At 62.8% G+C, this 17,242-nt stretch carries 13 protein-coding genes, 4 tRNA genes and 1 pseudogene; 15 read left to right on the forward strand and 3 right to left on the reverse strand.

From position 1 onward, the window contains the following. Positions 1-58: 58 nt before the first annotated feature. The 14 genes from truA (at position 59) to ABRP30_RS07885 (ending at position 11,106) form a co-directional block, all read left to right on the forward strand. Positions 59-913: a tRNA pseudouridine(38-40) synthase TruA gene (gene truA / locus ABRP30_RS07820; protein WP_012313463.1), complete on the forward strand. Its 855-nt coding sequence runs from the start codon at positions 59-61 to the stop codon at positions 911-913. A gap of 60 nt (positions 914-973) precedes the next feature. Further along, a complete protein-coding gene (locus tag ABRP30_RS07825) occupies positions 974-1,594 on the forward strand; it encodes a phosphoribosylanthranilate isomerase (RefSeq protein WP_349976626.1) in 621 nt (206 codons plus the stop codon). Positions 1,595-1,817: 223 nt separating this feature from the next. Next, positions 1,818-2,711 (forward strand): acetyl-CoA carboxylase, carboxyltransferase subunit beta, encoded by an 894-nt coding sequence (gene accD, locus ABRP30_RS07830; RefSeq protein WP_267822127.1) that lies wholly within the window; start codon positions 1,818-1,820, stop codon positions 2,709-2,711. Then, positions 2,711-3,997 carry a bifunctional tetrahydrofolate synthase/dihydrofolate synthase gene (folC, locus tag ABRP30_RS07835; RefSeq protein ID WP_349976625.1) on the forward strand — a complete coding sequence of 429 codons (1,287 nt, stop codon included), beginning with the start codon at positions 2,711-2,713 and terminating at the stop codon, positions 3,995-3,997. Before accD ends, folC begins: the two co-directional genes overlap by 1 nt. Before the next feature lie 4 nt (positions 3,998-4,001). After that, complete coding sequence (locus ABRP30_RS07840) at positions 4,002-4,661, forward strand: SPOR domain-containing protein (protein ID WP_267822131.1); 660 nt, start codon at positions 4,002-4,004, stop codon at positions 4,659-4,661. A gap of 116 nt (positions 4,662-4,777) precedes the next feature. After that, on the forward strand, positions 4,778-5,335 hold the full coding sequence (locus ABRP30_RS07845; RefSeq protein ID WP_012313468.1) for a CvpA family protein: 558 nt from the start codon (positions 4,778-4,780) through the stop codon (positions 5,333-5,335). A 42-nt stretch (positions 5,336-5,377) separates the two neighbouring features. Further along, positions 5,378-6,883 (forward strand): amidophosphoribosyltransferase, encoded by a 1,506-nt coding sequence (purF, locus tag ABRP30_RS07850; RefSeq protein ID WP_012313469.1) that lies wholly within the window; start codon positions 5,378-5,380, stop codon positions 6,881-6,883. Positions 6,884-6,899: 16 nt separating this feature from the next. After that, positions 6,900-8,111 carry an O-succinylhomoserine sulfhydrylase gene (locus ABRP30_RS07855; RefSeq protein ID WP_267822133.1) on the forward strand — a complete coding sequence of 404 codons (1,212 nt, stop codon included), beginning with the start codon at positions 6,900-6,902 and terminating at the stop codon, positions 8,109-8,111. Next, complete coding sequence (locus tag ABRP30_RS07860; protein WP_241803067.1) at positions 8,108-8,881, forward strand: SDR family oxidoreductase; 774 nt, start codon at positions 8,108-8,110, stop codon at positions 8,879-8,881. Before ABRP30_RS07855 ends, ABRP30_RS07860 begins: the two co-directional genes overlap by 4 nt. 546 nt (positions 8,882-9,427) lie before the next feature. Next, positions 9,428-9,503 (forward strand) — tRNA-Val (locus ABRP30_RS07865). 80 nt (positions 9,504-9,583) lie between these two features. After that, positions 9,584-9,660, forward strand: a tRNA-Asp gene (locus ABRP30_RS07870). 99 nt (positions 9,661-9,759) lie between these two features. Continuing rightward, positions 9,760-9,836, forward strand: a tRNA-Asp gene (locus ABRP30_RS07875). A 137-nt stretch (positions 9,837-9,973) separates the two neighbouring features. Beyond that, a tRNA-Asp gene (locus tag ABRP30_RS07880) sits at positions 9,974-10,050 on the forward strand. Positions 10,051-10,239: 189 nt separating this feature from the next. After that, the gene (locus tag ABRP30_RS07885) at positions 10,240-11,106 is read left to right on the forward strand and encodes a DUF2242 domain-containing protein (protein ID WP_267822135.1); all 867 of its coding nucleotides are present in this window, start codon (positions 10,240-10,242) and stop codon (positions 11,104-11,106) included. A gap of 219 nt (positions 11,107-11,325) precedes the next feature. On the opposite strand, the gene ABRP30_RS07890 is transcribed toward ABRP30_RS07885, so the two are convergent. The 3 genes and pseudogenes from ABRP30_RS07890 to ABRP30_RS07900 all read right to left on the reverse strand — a co-directional run bounded on the left by ABRP30_RS07890 (position 11,326) and on the right by ABRP30_RS07900 (position 14,956). Then, positions 11,326-12,411 carry an AraC family transcriptional regulator gene (locus ABRP30_RS07890; protein ID WP_241803069.1) on the reverse strand — a complete coding sequence of 362 codons (1,086 nt, stop codon included), beginning with the start codon at positions 12,409-12,411 and terminating at the stop codon, positions 11,326-11,328. Between the two features lie 4 nt (positions 12,412-12,415). Next, a complete protein-coding gene (locus tag ABRP30_RS07895) occupies positions 12,416-13,534 on the reverse strand; it encodes a nitrilase-related carbon-nitrogen hydrolase (protein ID WP_267822138.1) in 1,119 nt (372 codons plus the stop codon). A gap of 106 nt (positions 13,535-13,640) precedes the next feature. After that, positions 13,641-14,956, reverse strand: a pseudogene (locus ABRP30_RS07900) (chloride channel protein). Positions 14,957-15,254: 298 nt separating this feature from the next. Between ABRP30_RS07900 and ABRP30_RS07905 the strand changes: the two are divergent. Next, positions 15,255-17,228 (forward strand): choline BCCT transporter BetT, encoded by a 1,974-nt coding sequence (locus ABRP30_RS07905; RefSeq protein WP_267822142.1) that lies wholly within the window; start codon positions 15,255-15,257, stop codon positions 17,226-17,228. Positions 17,229-17,242: the final 14 nt, after the last annotated feature.

Raw genomic sequence — 17,242 nt, forward strand, 5'->3', positions numbered from 1 at the left:
GGCTGCCGTTGTCGTTATAATCCCCGGCACTTCGTATTGCCCCACAGGTTTCACGCTCTTGGACATCATCGACACCGCTGCCACCGAATCGGCCGCCGAAGGCTTCACCCGCATCGCCCTGGGGGTGGAATACAAGGGTTCGCGCTACCGCGGCTGGCAACGCCAGGCCAGCGGTGTGCCCAGTGTCCAGCAGGCGCTGGAGCAGGCACTGTCGAAAGTGGCCAACGAGCCCATCACGGTGGTCTGCGCCGGGCGTACCGACGCCGGTGTGCATGGTTGTGGGCAGATCGTGCATTTCGATACCCGCGCCAATCGTGACGAACGCGCCTGGACCCTGGGCACCAACTTCAACCTGCCCCACGACATCAGTGTGGTCTGGTCGCGGCCGATGCCTGCGGATTTCCATGCGCGCTTCAAGGCCACCGCCCGGCGCTACCGTTATGTCATCTACAACGACCCGATCCGCCCGGCACACCTGGCCGAGGAAGTGACGTGGAATCACCGCCCGCTCGATGTGGAGCGCATGGCCGATGCTGCGCAGTTCCTGCTGGGTACTCACGACTTCAGTGCCTTTCGCGCCAGCCAGTGCCAGGCCAAGTCGCCGATCAAGCATATCCATCACCTGCGGGTCACCCGTCATGGGCAGATGATCGTGCTGGATGTGCGGGCCACTGCTTTCCTGCACCACATGGTGCGCAATATCGCCGGTGTACTGATGACCATCGGTGCAGGCGAGCGCCCTGCGGGCTGGGCTCGGGAAGTGCTGGAAGGGCGCAACCGGCGCGAAGGCGGGGTAACGGCCCATCCCTACGGCCTGTACCTGGTTCAGGTGGAGTATCCGGAGGAATTCCAGCTGCCACAGCGTTACATCGGCCCACACTTTCTGACCGGCTACGAGGCGTTGGCCGACTGACGGCCGAAAACGCTTTTGCTACCATCGGGCCTTTCAGTGGTTTCTCAGGGTTTGCAGTCCATGAGCAATGTTCGCAGCAAGATCTGCGGGATTACCCGCATAGAGGACGCGCTGGCCGCCGTCGAGGCAGGGGCCGATGCCATTGGTTTGGTTTTCTATGGCAAAAGCCCGCGCGCCGTCGATGTGCGCCAGGCGCGGGCAATCATGGCCGAACTGCCGCCCTTCGTGACCACGGTCGGCCTGTTCGTCAACGCCTCGCGCTGCGAACTCAACGAGATCCTCGAGGCTGTGCCGCTGGACCTGCTACAGTTCCACGGCGACGAAACCCCGGCTGACTGCGAAGGCTATCACCGCCCGTGGATCAAGGCGCTGCGCGTACGCCCAGGTGACGATCTGGAGGCTGCCTGCCGGCACTATGCCGGTGCGCGTGGCATCCTGCTCGACACCTATGTCGCCGGGGTGCCCGGTGGTACCGGCGAGGCGTTCGACTGGTCGCTGGTGCCTGCACGGCTGAGCAAGCCGATCATTCTCGCCGGGGGCTTGTCTGCCAGCAACGTCGGCCAGGCCATCGCCCAGGTGCGGCCGTATGCGGTGGATGTGAGTGGTGGTGTGGAGCAGGCCAAGGGCATCAAGGACGCGGCGAAGATCGAAGCGTTCATGCGCGCGGTGAAACAGGCGTGATGCCAGATGTGACGGCTGGCGGCGGGCCATCGTCCATAACTATCGCAGCCCTGCGGGGCGGCTGCCGGCATGCCGGTTGGCCAAAGAATACGTTGACGACGGTGCGGCACACAGGCAGCCCCTGTGGCCGGTCCGTCATCGTTTGACAGAAGAATTTGAGCTCAAAGGGCAGGGCATGGCCGGCCAGACTGGTCCCCGCCCGCCAATACTGGAGAAATAAAGCATGAGCAACTGGTTAGTCGACAAACTGATCCCTTCGATCATGCGTTCCGAGGTGAAGAAGAGCTCGGTGCCAGAAGGCCTGTGGCACAAATGCCCAGCCTGTGAGGCCGTGCTGTATCGTCCGGAGCTGGAAAAGACCCTCGATGTCTGCCCCAAGTGCAACCACCACATGCGCATCGGCGCACGTCAGCGCATCGACATCTTCCTCGATGCTGAGGGCCGTGCCGAGCTGGGCGCCGAGCTGGAGCCGGTCGACCGCCTGAAATTCCGCGATGGCAAGAAGTACAAGGACCGTCTGGTCGGTGCCCAGAAACAGACCGGCGAGAAGGACGCGCTGATCTCCATGAGCGGCACCCTGATGGGCATGCCGATCGTGGTCAGTGCCTTCGAGTTTTCCTTCATGGGTGGCTCCATGGGCGCCATCGTCGGTGAGCGTTTCGTCCGCGCTGCCAACTATGCCCTGGAAAACCGCTGCCCGATGATCTGCTTCTCGGCCTCCGGTGGTGCGCGCATGCAGGAAGCGCTGATCTCGCTGATGCAGATGGCCAAGACCTCGGCCGTGCTGGCCCGCCTGCGCGAAGAGGGCATTCCGTTCATCTCCGTATTGACCGACCCGGTCTACGGCGGTGTTTCCGCCAGTCTGGCGATGCTTGGCGATGTCATTGTCGGTGAGCCAAAGGCGCTGATCGGCTTCGCCGGCCCGCGCGTGATCGAGCAGACCGTGCGCGAAAAGCTGCCTGAAGGCTTCCAGCGCAGCGAGTTCCTGCTGGAGCACGGTGCCATCGACCTGATCATCTCGCGTGGCGATCTGCGTCCACGCCTGGCTCGCCTGCTGGCGCAGATGACCGGCCAGGAAACACCCGAGCAGGCACGCGAGGCCGCTGCGGTCGCCTGATGAAAGACAGAACCCTGGGCGAATGGCTCGCCTACCTCGAGCAGTTGCACCCCTCGGCCATCGACATGGGGCTGGAGCGTTCGCAAAAGGTGCTTGCACGGTTGGCCCTGGGCAAGCTGGCGCCTCGTGTGGTGACGGTCACCGGCACCAACGGCAAAGGCTCGACCTGTGCCTTCCTGGCGTCGTTGCTGCGTGCCCAGGGGTTGAAGGTTGGCGTGTACAGCTCGCCACACCTGTTGCGTTACAACGAACGGGTGCTGATCGACGGCCAGGAGGCCAGTGATGAGCGCCTGTGCGAAGCCTTCGCTGCCGTCGAGGCCGCCCGAGGCGAGATTTCCCTCACCTATTTCGAGATGGGCACCCTGGCGGCATTCTGGTTGTTCTACCAGTCCGGGCTGGATGCCGTGGTGCTTGAAGTGGGGTTGGGTGGTCGTCTGGATACCGTGAACGTCATCGATGCCGACCTGGCTCTGGTGACCAGTATCGGCGTCGACCATGTCGATTACCTGGGCGATACCCGCGAGTTGGTCGCCTTCGAGAAGGCTGGCATCTTCCGCCCGGGCAAGCCAGCGCTGTGCGGTGACCTGGATCCCCCTCAGCCACTGTTGGACAAGGCGCGTGAACTGGCGGCGCCGTTGTTCCTGCGTGGGCGCGACTTCGACCTTACCAGCGCCGATACCACCTGGCACTGGCGTGGTACGGCAGCAGAGGGCGCCGCGGTGGAGCTGTCAGGCCTGCCGCTGCTCGACCTGCCGATGGAAAACGCCACCCTGGCGCTGCAGGCGTACCTGCTGATGGGGCTTGCTTGGGATGCCGGGCAGATCCGTCAGGCGCTGCTCGATACCCGTATCACCGGGCGGCTGGACCGCCGTACGCTCAATTGGCAAGGCAAGCGCGTAGAGCTGTTGCTGGATGTGGGGCATAACCCCCATGCAGCAGCGTATCTGGCGCGTCGCTTGTCAGTGCGGCCGGTCGGGGGCAGGCGTTTGGCCGTCTTCGGCCTGCTGGCGGACAAAGACCTGGCGGGCGTGTTGGCGCCTTTGCATGGCCTTGTCGACGACTGGGCGGTGGCGCCTTTGCAGTCACCGCGCAGCCGCCCGGCCGCCGAGCTTGTCGGCGCCTTGACGAACCTCGGTGCGTCGGTGAAGTCTTATGCCAGCGTCGGCGCCGCCCTTGATGGGCAATGCGCTCAGGCGATGGCGGGTGACCAGATCCTGCTGTTCGGTTCGTTTTTCTGTGTTGCCGAGGCCCTGGAATGGCTTGGGCAGCAGGCCCTGGAGGGGTGAGTAGATGGCAGTGCTGGATAAAGGGATGAAACAGCGCATGGTGGGTGCGTTGGTGCTGGTGGCGCTGGCGGTTATTTTCCTGCCGATGCTGTTCACCCGCGAGGACGAAATGCGTCAGGTGCGCGTGGAGGCCCCGCAGGCACCGGCGATGCCGAGCTTGCCTGAAGTCAAGGTAGAGCCGGTTGCAGTGCCCGAGCCGCAACCGCTGCCGCAAGAGCCGCAGCAGGCGCCAGTGGTGGTCAATGAGTCCTCGGCCCCGGTGGCCGCGCCGAGCCAGCCGATCACGCCGTCGCCGCAAACCCAGGCGCAGGTCCAGCCCAAGCCGCAGGCGCCGGAGCCGGCGGCCAAGCCCCAGGCGCAAGCGGCCGCTACCCCTGCGCCGGCGGCAAGCGCCAGCCCAGCGTCGAAAATCGACGCCAACGGCTTGCCGGTGAGCTGGTCTATCCAGTTGGCCAGCCTGTCCAATCGCGCCGGGGCCGAGAGCCTGCAGAAAACCCTGCGCAGCCAGGGTTACAACGCCTACATCCGTTCGGCCGGTGGCATGAATCGGGTCTATGTGGGGCCGCTGATCGAACGTGCCGAGGCCGAGCGCCTGCGCGATGCGATCAATCGGCAGCAGAAGCTCAAGGGCTTCGTGGTTCGTTTCCAGCCAGAACGCGGTTGATTCCAGGGGCTGCTCTGCAGCCCATCCGTGGCCAAGCCAATCGGCCTGACATTCCGCTTACTCCCGGCCCTTTGCTCTGGTAAAATGCGCCGCCTCAAACGTCTGCAGGCAGCACCGTGGCATTTACCTGGGTTGATTGGGCGATCATCGCGATCATCGCCGTTTCCACACTGATCAGTCTCAAGCGCGGCTTCGTCAAGGAAGCCTTGTCCCTGCTCATCTGGATCATTGCCGGTGCAGTCGCCTGGATGTTCGGTGGGTCGCTCTCGGTGTATCTTGAAAGCTACATCCAGACCCCATCGATGCGCATCATCGCTGGCTGCGCCATTCTCTTCGTCGCCACCCTGCTGGTGGGCGCGATGGTCAATTTCCTGGTCGGTGAGCTGATCCGCGTGACCGGGCTGTCCGGTACCGATCGTTTTCTCGGCATGGCCTTCGGCGCGGCGCGTGGGGCCTTGCTGGTGGTGGTTGCCATCGGCCTGCTCAGCCTGGGGCCGGTGCAACAGGATACCTGGTGGCAGGAATCTCGCCTGATACCACAATTTCTATTGGTCGCTGACTGGTCGAAGAACCTGATTCTGGGTTTCACCAGCCAGTGGATGTCCAGTGGGGTGATCAGCACTCCGGCTGATCTCCCGTTCAAGGAACAGTTGCTCGGGCCTGCAAAGCCTTGAGCGCTATTCACTCAAGTTTCATCAAAGTAGGGGTTGCGTCGCATGTGTGGCATCGTCGGTATCGTCGGTAAGTCGAACGTCAATCAGGCGCTGTATGACGCGCTTACGGTCCTCCAGCACCGCGGCCAGGACGCTGCAGGTATCGTGACCAGCCACGACGGCCGGTTGTTCCTGCGCAAGGATAATGGCCTGGTGCGCGATGTCTTCCAGCAGCGCCACATGCAGCGCCTGGTAGGCCATATGGGTATCGGCCACGTCCGTTACCCGACTGCGGGCAGCTCGACCTCGGCCGAAGCCCAGCCGTTCTATGTCAACTCGCCGTATGGCATCACCCTGGCGCACAACGGCAACCTGACCAACGTCGAGCAGTTGGCCAAGGAGATCTACGAGTCCGACCTGCGCCACGTCAACACCAACTCCGACTCGGAAGTGCTGCTGAACGTGTTCGCCCATGAACTGGCGGTGCGTGGCAAGCTGCAGCCTACCGAAGAAGACGTGTTCGCCGCCGTTTCCCACGTGCACAGCCGCTGCGTCGGTGGTTACGCGGTGGTGGCGATGGTGACCGGCTACGGCATCGTCGGCTTCCGTGACCCCAACGGCATTCGCCCGGTGGTGTTCGGTCAGCGCCATACCGACGAAGGCGTCGAGTACATGATCGCCTCGGAAAGCGTTGCCCTGGACGTGCTCGGCTTCACCCTGATCCGCGACCTGGCGCCGGGCGAGGCGGTGTACATCACCGAAGAAGGCCAGCTGTACACCAAGCAGTGCGCTGAAAGCCCGAAACTGCAGCCGTGCATCTTCGAGCACGTCTACCTGGCCCGTCCGGACTCGATCATGGATGGTGTTTCGGTGTACAAGGCGCGCCTGCGCATGGGCGAGAAGCTGGCCGAGAAGATCCAGCGCGAACGCCCGGACCACGACATCGACGTGGTCATCCCGATCCCTGACACCAGCCGCACCGCCGCCCTGGAGCTGGCCAACCACCTGGGCGTCAAGTTCCGCGAAGGTTTCGTCAAGAACCGTTACATCGGCCGTACCTTCATCATGCCCGGCCAGGCTGCCCGCAAGAAGTCGGTGCGCCAGAAGCTCAATGCCATCGAGCTGGAGTTCCGCGGCAAGAACGTGATGCTGGTCGACGACTCCATCGTGCGCGGCACCACTTGCAAGCAGATCATCCAGATGGCCCGCGAAGCCGGCGCTAAAAACGTCTACTTCTGTTCCGCGGCCCCTGCGGTGCGTTACCCCAACGTCTACGGCATCGACATGCCGAGCGCTCACGAACTGATCGCCCACAACCGCACCACCGACCAGGTGGCCGAGTTGATCGGCGCCGACTGGCTGGTCTACCAGGACCTGCCGGACCTGATCGAATCGGTCGGTGGCGGCAAGATCAAGATCGAGCACTTCGATTGCGCGGTGTTCAACGGTGAATACGTCACCGGCGACATCGACGAAGCCTATCTCGACCGCATCGAGCAGGCGCGCAATGACCTGGCCAAGGTGAAGAACCAGGCGGTCAGCGCGATCATCGACCTCTACAACAACTGATTTGGAGAGCGACGGCATGACGGATCAATGGGATGCCGGGCGACTGGACAGTGACCTCGAGGGTGTCGGCTTCGACACCCTGGCGGTGCGTGCCGGTCAGAACCGTACACCGGAGGCGGAGCACAGCGAAGCGCTGTTCCTGACCTCCAGCTATGTCTTCCGCACGGCCGCCGATGCGGCTGCGCGCTTTGCCGGTGAAACCCCTGGCAACGTCTATTCGCGCTACACCAACCCCACCGTGCGTGCCTTCGAAGAGCGCCTGGCGGCGATGGAAGGTGCCGAGCAGGCCGTGGCCACCTCGACCGGTATGGCGGCGATCCTCGCTGTGGTGATGTCCCTGTGCAGCGCCGGCGACCATGTGCTGGTTTCGCAGAGCGTGTTCGGCTCGACGATCAGCCTGTTCGAGAAGTACTTCAAGCGCTTCGGCGTGCAGGTGGACTACGTGCCGCTGGTCGATCTGGCGGGTTGGGACAAGGCCATCAAGGCCAATACCAAGCTGCTGATCCTCGAGTCGCCTTCCAACCCGTTGGCCGAACTGGTGGACATTGCCGCGCTGGCCGAAATTGCCCATGCCCGTGGTGCCATGCTGGTGGTGGACAACTGCTTCAGCACCCCGGCGCTGCAGCAGCCGCTCAAGCTTGGCGCTGACATCGTGTTCCATTCCGCGACCAAGTTCATCGACGGCCAGGGCCGTTGCATGGGTGGCGTCGTGGCCGGGCGCAGCGAGCAGATGAAAGAGGTGGTGGGCTTTTTGCGCACTGCCGGTCCGACCCTCAGCCCGTTCAATGCCTGGATCTTCACCAAAGGCCTGGAAACGCTCAAGCTGCGCATGCGTGCGCACTGCCAGAGCGCTCAGCAGTTGGCCGAGTGGCTTGAGCAGCAGGAGGGTGTCGAGAAGGTGCATTACGCCGGCTTGCCAAGCCATCCGCAGCACGAACTGGCCCAGCGCCAGATGACTGGCTTCGGCGCGGTGGTGAGTTTCGAGGTCAAGGGGGGCAAGGAGGGCGCCTGGCGCTTCATCGATGCCACGCGGGTGATCTCGATCACCACCAACCTGGGTGACAGCAAGACCACCATCGCCCACCCGGCCACCACCTCTCACGGCCGCCTGACCCCGCAGGAGCGTGAGGCTGCAGGTATTCGCGACAGCCTGATCCGCGTGGCTGTCGGCCTGGAGGACGTCGCCGACCTGCAAGCCGACCTTGCGCGTGGGCTGGCAGCACTGTGATCGACTGGAAGGGCGGCTCGCCGGGCCATAACGGCCGGGTAGCACTGGTAACCGGTGCCGCACGCGGCATCGGCCTGGGCATTGCTGCCTGGTTGATCTGCGAGGGCTGGCAGGTGGTGCTGAGCGACCTGGACCGCCCTCGCGGCGCCAAGGTTGCCAAGGCCTTGGGTGAAAACGCCTGGTTCATCACCATGGACGTGGCCGATGAAGCCCAGGTGAGTGCCGGGGTTTCCGAGGTGTTGGGGCAGTTCGGGCGGCTGGACGCGCTGGTGTGCAACGCGGCCATCGCCAACCCGCATAACCAGACCTTGGAGAGCTTGAGCCTGGCGCAATGGAACCGTGTGCTGGCAGTCAACCTCAACGGCCCGATGCTGCTGGCCAAGCACTGCGCGCCTTACCTGCGTGCGCACAATGGTGCGATAGTCAACCTGACCTCGACCCGTGCCCGGCAGTCGGAGCCAGATACCGAGGCTTACGCTGCGAGCAAGGGCGGCCTGGTGGCGTTGACCCATGCCTTGGCCATGAGCCTGGGCCCGGAAATCCGCGTCAATGCAGTGAGCCCGGGCTGGATCGATACGCGTGACCCTGCGCAACGCCGTGCCGAACCGTTGAGCGAAGCCGACCATGCCCAGCACCCGACGGGCAGGGTAGGGACGGTGGAAGACGTCGCGGCCATGGTGGCCTGGCTGTTGTCGCGCCAGGCAGCGTTCGTCACTGGCCAGGAGTTCGTGGTCGATGGCGGCATGACCCGCAAGATGATCTACACCTGAGCGGCAAGCTTCAAGCTTCAAGCTGCAAGAGGGACCGTGAGGTCCCTTAGTCATTTGTGGGGAGCGGGAATCGTATGGGCGACACCTGGCTTTTTCTTGCGGCTTGGAGCTTGGAGCTTGGAGCTGCAAGTCGCGAGAGCGGTCGTAAGGTCCCTTAGTCATTTGTGGGGAGCGGAAATCGTATGGGCGATACCTGGCTTTTTCTTGCGGCTTGCAGCTTGGAGCTTGGAGCTGCAAGTCGCGAGAGCGGTCGTAAGGTCCCTTAGTCATTTGTGGGGAGCGGAAATCGTATGGGCGACACCTGGCTTTTTCTTGCGGCTTGCAGCTTGGAGCTTGGAGCTGCAAGTCGCGAGAGCGGTCGTAAGGTCCCTCAGTCATTTGTGGGGAGCGGGAATCGTATGGGCGACACCTGGCTTTTTCTTGCAGCTTGCAGCTTGCCGCTTACCGCTGCCTCCAAAAAAAATCCAACGGGGGTATTGACTTAGCGTCGGCACCTGCGTAAATTTCGCGGCCTCAGCGAAGCAAACGCAACAAGCAACATCGCGAGGGTGATTAGCTCAGCCGGGAGAGCATCTGCCTTACAAGCAGAGGGTCGGCGGTTCGATCCCGTCATCACCCACCACTTCCTGAGCGTTCCTGATGCAGGGTGCTTCGACAGAAGCAACTTGCTGGAGAGGAACAAGGCCTGATAAGCCACCATGCGCAGCGGTAGTTCAGTCGGTTAGAATACCGGCCTGTCACGCCGGGGGTCGCGGGTTCGAGTCCCGTCCGCTGCGCCATTTTTCAGTAACAGATGGGTGCCTGGCACCGGTCTGAAGCCAAAGGCAAAATTGCCTCAGGCTGATCCCAGTTCAATCAGGCGCAAGCCTGAACGATACGCAGCGGTAGTTCAGTCGGTTAGAATACCGGCCTGTCACGCCGGGGGTCGCGGGTTCGAGTCCCGTCCGCTGCGCCATCTTCGTTTCGAAGCCCCTTGAACGCTTCGAAGCAACAAAAAGAGCGATCTACGTGTCGCTTTTTTTGTGCCTGACCTGAGTGGTGTTCACCGCGAGGGGAAGCACAGTTTCAACCGGGCGAAAGCCCAAGCGATACGCAGCGGTAGTTCAGTCGGTTAGAATACCGGCCTGTCACGCCGGGGGTCGCGGGTTCGAGTCCCGTCCGCTGCGCCATCTTCGCCTCGAAGCCCCTTGAACGCTTCGAAGCAAAACGAGAAAGCGACCTTAGGGTCGCTTTTTTCGTTCATGCGGCCGCAAAGTCAACATTTACACGATGCTGACAGACTCTTCACCGTCGAACGGTTTCAGTGCAAGGGCGCTGTGATGCACAATAGGCACCTCTCGACTTACCCGGAATTCGCAATGACCAGATCATCCGTCTTTGGTGCGCTCGGGCTGGCCCTGGTGCTGGCGGGCGTGACCGGTTGCTCCTCGAAAAAAACCGCCATCTATGAGCACGAGAACTTCGATGACTCAGGCACCTTCTCGCGCAGCTTCCCGGTCAGTGAAGCCGGCTCGTGCGAGGCTGCCCGGCGTGCGCTGCTGAGCCAGGGTTACATCATCACCAGCAGCGGTGCCAACCAGATAGCCGGTAACAAAAGCTTCCAGCAGAACAGCGAAAACCACCTGCAGATTAGCTTCAGCGTGACCTGCGCGCCCGACAGCGGTGACGAGCAGCGTTCGACCATGTTCGCCAACGCGCTGCAGGACCGCTACGCCCTCAAGAAGTCCAATACGTCCGCCAGCCTCGGCGTGGGTGTGTTGGGTTCGGTGTCGATGCCTATCGGCTCCAGTGACGATTCCATGGTCAAGGTCGCCAGCGAGACCGTGACCGCGCCGCAGTTCTACGAGCGTTACTTTGCGCTGGTCGAAAGCTACTTGCCTAAACCCAAAGCGAAGAAGGTCAGCAAGGCCAAGGTTGAAGCGCCGGCACCCAAGGTCGAGAACAACACAGCGCCTGCGTTGGGGCTGCCTGAGCAGGTTTCACCAGCGCCTGTGAGCGCTGCTCCTTTAGCAGAGTCAGCCTCGGCATCAGCACCAGCACCGGCACCAGAGCCAACCCCAGCTCCAGCTCCAGCTGAGGCGGTGCTCCCTGCAAGCGAGGCGCCAGCTGCGCCGGTAGTTGACGACAGCCAGGGATCGCAACCCGTCGCACCCCCGGCCGCGCCAGCGCCGATCGAGGTGCAGCAGGAGGCACAGCCTGCCGAGGCTCAAGCACCCGCTCTCTGAACGATCTGCCCTGAGAAGCCGTAAGCACGGCGTTTCATGCGCTGTTACAGATACTCAGACGATAACTTTCTGAACACCTGCTACGTTTACCACTCATAGGCTTGTAATCAGTTCTTCATCCAGCCTGCTTAGGCTGGAGGGCATGACTAACGAAGATAAAAGAGTGAAGAGGACGCAGGGTATGGATGAATATCAGGAAGAGCTGCTCGAGTACCAAGCCTACGAGCTGGACACCCCGGAACCGGCCGACGACGCCACCGAGCTTTGACCCACCTGCCGCTGACTGCGGCGCACCCCCCCCGGTGTGAGGCCCGTCCAGCGCTTGAACGCGCGCTGGAAGGCTTCAGCCGATGCAAAACCCAACAGATAGGCAATCTCACCGAAGGTCAATTCCGTATCGCGGATATAGGCTTCGGCGAGGTCACGCCGTGTGTCATTGAGCAAGTCACGAAAGCGCGTGCCTTCCTCTGCCAGTTTGCGCCGCAAGGTCCAGGCGGGCAGTTGCAGGCGCAGTGCAACTTCTTCCAGGCCGGGCTCACGGCCCCCGTTGAGCAGGGGGCCGAGCAGGTGGGTGATGCGCTCGCCCAGGCTGCGTACGCGGGTGCGCTGCAGCATGTGCGTTTCACACAGTTGCAGCAGGTGCTGCCAGGTGCTCGGGCAATGCTGGGGGTTGGCCAGCTCCAGCGTGGCTCGGCCCAGGCGCAATCGGTTACCGCTGGCGGCAAACTGCACGGCTGTACTGCATAACGGTTGATACTGGGCGGCGTAGCCGGGGGCTTCGAATTCGATTTCCAGGCGCTCGGCCAGTACAGGCGTTTCGGTCAGTGCCGCAAGCTGGGCCAGCCAGCCGGTCAGCAGGGAATCCACCACGAAACGGTTGTAGGCGTTATAAGGGCTGATCGAGTAGAAGCTCAACCATGCCCCCTGGGCATCTTCCTGATAACTCGAATGCCCACGGTAGTTGGCGGCATACAGCGGCTCGAAACGCAACAGGGTACGGGCGGCTTCGCCCAAGGTAGGCGCCTGCGCGGCTGTCACGCCCGCGAGACCCGCCTGGGCCAGCCGGCTCAGGCGCCCCATGTGCAGGCCCAGAGCAGGCTCCCCGCACAGCGCGATCGCAGCATGCCCCAAGTGCATGTAGCGGGGGATCGACAGCCGCGCACCGGCTTCGGCCAAGCGTGTCTCATCCAGCCCGTAACGGCGCAGCAGCGGCTGAGGATCGTGACCGAGGCCTTGCAGAGCCTCAGCCAGCGGTTGGACGAAACCTACCGAGAGGTCGCCCAGGCGAACACGGGGGCGGGGCATACCCCTACAGCCACACGTTCAGCAGGCGTGCGCCCTGGCTGGGAGGGCCTGTGAGCAATTCGCCACTTTGATGGGCGAAGCCTTGGCCGTCGCTGCCCTGGTCCCAGAACTGCCCACGCATGAATACACTCATGCTGCTGACCCCCTGGCCGGCAGCCTCGGTCAGGCGTTGCCAGGCGGTCTTCTCACTCACTTCACCGCGCTGCAGGGCGAGCTCGGCCGCCGCATCCTGGTGCCGGTTGCCGCGCCATGGCGCTTGCCAGCTGTCCTTGCCGCTCAGGAAAACCGGATTGGCCACCAGTTGTACCTGCTGGCTCTGCAGCTGCTGGTGGTTCTCCGGGTACCAACTGTCGCTGCCGATCAGCACGCCCAGACGCCCGGCCGGGGTTTGCACGACTTGCAGTGGTTGTTTGCGGCCATCATGGATATACCGCCGTACCTGGCTGTCGGGGAATTGCTGGCGTTGCGGCTGGCCCAAGGGTGAACCGTCGCCGGCGAACACCAGGCTGCTGTTGAACAATGGGCCGCCGCCGGCATGCAGCACGCCTTGTTCCACATAGGGGTCCGGCAGCACGATCGAGCCGGCCACCAAGGTCACGCCAAACTCCTTGGCCAGGCTGCCGAACAGTTGCTGGTAGTCGCTGGCCATCTGCTGAGCCTTCATGCGCAAGTGCGCATCGGCCCGGCGGTCGTCGCCGCTGGCGCGCAATATCGCCAGGCCATAGCGCAGCGGGTTGCTCAGCTCCAGCCATTGCTCCGCTTCGCGGCTACGGGTGACCTGGTAGAGTTCGTTCTTTTCACCGCGAGCCCACAGCCAGGTACCGATGTGCTCTGGCAGTACCACCACGGTGCGCGGGCCGATCAGGCCTTTGGCCCGGGCTTGTTGCAAGTAGGCCGACAGCTTGCGGTGCAGGCGTTGCAGGTTTTGATAGTCGCTTGGATAAAGCAGGGGCTCGACGCCCAGCAGGTTGCCCTGCTCGCCGGGCACGCCGTGGTCCAGCGCCAGTTCGATGCGCAGGTCGGAGAGGTAGTGGCCTTCCGGGCGCTGCTGGGTCCAGAAGCCATAGCCGCACAGGGCGGCGATCATCACCAGCGCCAAGGCGCTTGCCAATAGTTTTCGCATGCCTTTGATGTCGTTGATACTCGCAGTGACGCGGCGGTAAACCAAGAATTCGCTAAGCATTGTGTCACAGTCGCGGTCTTGAGCGTGCCTCGCGCAGCCGTCGATTTCAACTGGGTTTGGCAGGTGCGACGTTGTCGATGATCTGTTTTGCCAAGGCGTGGTAGAGGGAAACGGGCGAAATGCAACCAGAGATGCCGGCCGCCATCAATGTCACTGCCAGCATCGGGATGGCCAGGTCCGGGCTGTGGGTAAGCTCCAGAACGATCACCGATGCAGTCAACGGCGAACGCGTCACCCCAGCCAGGTAGGCGCCCATTCCCAGCAGTGCGCATGCCTGGGGATCGACATTGGGTATCACGCGCAACAACGGCTCGAATGCCGCACCGATGCTCAGCGAAGGTGAAAACAGGCCCCCCGGTATGCCCGAGAGGTAAGAGACGACATTGGCCAGAAACTTCCAGAGCAGGAAACTGGCGTCGGTGATCGGTCGGCCCTCCAGCAAGGCCCGGGTCTCTTCGTAGCCGGTGCCGAACACATGGTTGCCGGACACCAGCCCCAGCACTGCCAGCACCAGCCCGCAGCTCGCCGCGAAGCGCACCGGATAGCGCCCGCGCAGTGCGCAGAGACGGCCAAGCAGGCCCTTGTCGGTAGGCAGCACCAGCCTGGCGTAACAGCCACCCAGCACCCCACCCAGCAGCGCGCAGGCAGGCACCACACTCCAACCCCAGCCTACGGGCATCCGCCCGCTTATTTCGCCAAAGTAGGCGTTGTGCCCCGTCAGCCCCAGGGTGACCACGCCGCCGATCAGCACCGCCGTCAGCACCAGGCCGCTGAAGGTTGTTCAAAGGTGCGGCTCAGTTCTTCGATGGCAAAGACGACACCGGCCAGCGGGGTGTTGAACGCAGCGGCTATGCCGGCTGCGCCGCCTGCGAGGATCAGGCCGGCAATCGTACGACGGCCGTGCAGGCCCAATCGCCGGCCGAAGGAATAGAGCACGGCAGCGCCGATGTGAACGGTAGGCCCCTCGCGCCCGACCGACCCCCCTACCAGCAGGGCGCCCAACGTCAGGCTCATGCGCGCGGCGGCGACGGGTATCGAAAGCAGTCGGGCCCGCAGGCGCCGGGATGGCATTTCCAAGGCGGCGATCACCTGAGGTATGCCGCTACCTTTGGCATTTTCGAACCAGCGCTGTGTCAAATAGGTCAGAAGGGCGAAGCCCAGGGGAGTGATGAGCAGGGGTGACCAGGGCAGCCAGTCCAGCAGGCGCTTGAACGAAGCGAATGCGGCTTCGGCCAGCCAGGCGAACGCCAATGCGACAAGCCCCACCAGCAGGGCCCCGATCCAGAACGCCAGGCGCTGGCGCCATTCTCGCCAGCGTGAACGGGCGAGAGGGAGGGCAGGGAGGCTGGTACGGTCGGGCATCGTCTATGCAGTATCGGCGAATAAAGCCACGAGTATGACGTGTATGAGCGGGGTGGCAAACCCGACAGAGGTGGTATTCAGGCAGTGCGGGCGGCGCCTGGTGGCATCGGCGAGTGCCGTGACGCCAGGCTGGCTCGAACTGCGTATCGATTTGTGATTTTTATCCTCGGAGGTTACGGTTCATGGCTGTTCAAGCGCACAGGCTCGGCAAACGGAGGTCTTCCTGGCTGCTAATCTGGGCAGATGTCGCGGTGCCGGGGCACCCTGTGCTCATCGCTTTACAAGGAGAACTGCCGGAATGACAGCAGCCGATAAACCCAGGAGCACACTCAACCCACCCGTCTTCTACACCAGCGCCATACTCATCTTTCTGCTGGTCTTGTACGCCACGGCTTTTCAGGAGCACGCCCAGGCGCTGTTCGAAGAGGTTCAGCAATGGATCATCACCAACGCCAGCTGGTTCTACATCCTCACCGTAGCGCTGGTGTTGATCAGCGTGGTGTTTCTGGCCGTGAGCCGCTACGGCGACATCAAGCTGGGGCCTGATCACAGCGAGCCTGATTACCGGAAAAGCAGCTGGTTCGCCATGCTGTTCTCCGCAGGCATGGGGATCGGCCTGATGTTCTTCGGCGTGGCCGAGCCGGTGATGCATTTCACCACACCGCCTGTGGGCGACCCTGGCACAGTCGCAGCGGCTCGCGAAGCCATGAAGATCACCTTCTTCCATTGGGGCCTGCATGCCTGGGCGATCTATGCCATCGTCGCGCTCATCCTGGCCTACTTCAGCTTCCGCAATGGTTTGCCACTGACGTTGCGCTCAGCGCTCTATCCGCTGATCGGTGAACGGATTTACGGGCCTATCGGGCACGCCGTGGATATCTTCGCCATCCTCGGCACGGTGTTCGGTGTGGCCACCTCGCTGGGTTATGGGGTATTGCAGATCAACAGCGGTTTCCACCATTTGTTCGGTCTGCCGGTAAACCCCACGGTTCAAGTCATTCTCATCGCTGCCACCTGCGCGTTGGCGACACTGTCCGTGGCCAGCGGCCTGGACAAGGGTATCCGCATCCTCTCCGAGCTCAACCTGAGCCTGGCTGTCATCCTGATGCTGTTCGTGCTGTTGCTCGGGCCTACCGTGTTTCTGCTGCAGGCCTACGTGCAGAATACCGGTGCCTACCTGTCCGATATCGTCAACAAGACCTTCAACCTCTACGCCTATGAACCCACTGACTGGATTGGCGGCTGGACTCTTTTGTACTGGGGCTGGTGGTTGTCCTGGTCGCCTTTCGTAGGCCTGTTCATCGCACGCATTTCCCGCGGGCGGACCATTCGTGAGTTCGTGTGCGGTGTACTGTTCGTACCCGCAGGCTTCACCTTGCTCTGGATGACGGTGTTCGGGGACTCAGCGATCCACATGATCCTCAACGAAGGTGTCAGGGACCTGGCTGCGGTGGTCGATCAGGACAGTTCACTGGCCTTGTTCGCCTTTCTCGAGCACTTCCCGTTCTCCAGTGTCATCTCACTGATAGCGGTGCTCATGGTGGTGGTGTTCTTTGTCACCTCGGCGGACTCCGGTGCGCTGGTGGTCGATATGCTGGCCTCGTCCGGGCAAGGTCATTCGCCTTTGTGGCAACGCATCTTCTGGTCGGTCAGCATTGGCGCTGTCGCCATTGCGCTGTTGCTGGCCAACGGTCTCAAGGCTCTGCAGACGGCGACCATCGCCAGTGCCTTGCCCTTCGCCGCCATTTTGCTCCTCGCCATCTGGGGCCTGTTCAAGGCGCTGAGCCTCGATGCCACCCGCCGCGGTTTGCGCAATCAGGCCTTGCCCGGCCCACGGCATACGCGCGTTCCCCACGGGGGGTGGCAGCGGCGCTTGCGCAATATCGCCATGATGCCGCGGCGTGCCCATGTGACCCGCTTCATCGCCGACGTGGTGAAGCCTGCCTGTGAAGAAGTCGCCTCGGAATTGCGCAAGCAGGGCTATGACGTTGCGGTGAACGAGCGCGATGATGGGCGCGTGACGCTTGAGCTTTCCCATGCTGGAGAAGGGCGTTTCCTGTACGAAGTACGCCCGCGCGCATTCAACACCCCCAGTTTCGTCATGCGGGATACCGACGAGGGTTCCGATACCCGCAAGTACTTCCGTGCTGAAGTGCATCTGCGTGAAGGGGGCCAGGATTACGACATCATGGGATGGAGCCGGGACGATGTGATCGGCGACATTCTCGATCAGTACGAGCGCCACCTGCACTACCTGCACGTCGTCAGCTGATCAGCCCTCGCACT

Source organism: Pseudomonas sp. WHRI 8519 (genome assembly GCF_040224055.2).
GTDB classification, from domain to species: domain Bacteria; phylum Pseudomonadota; class Gammaproteobacteria; order Pseudomonadales; family Pseudomonadaceae; genus Aquipseudomonas; species Aquipseudomonas putida_X.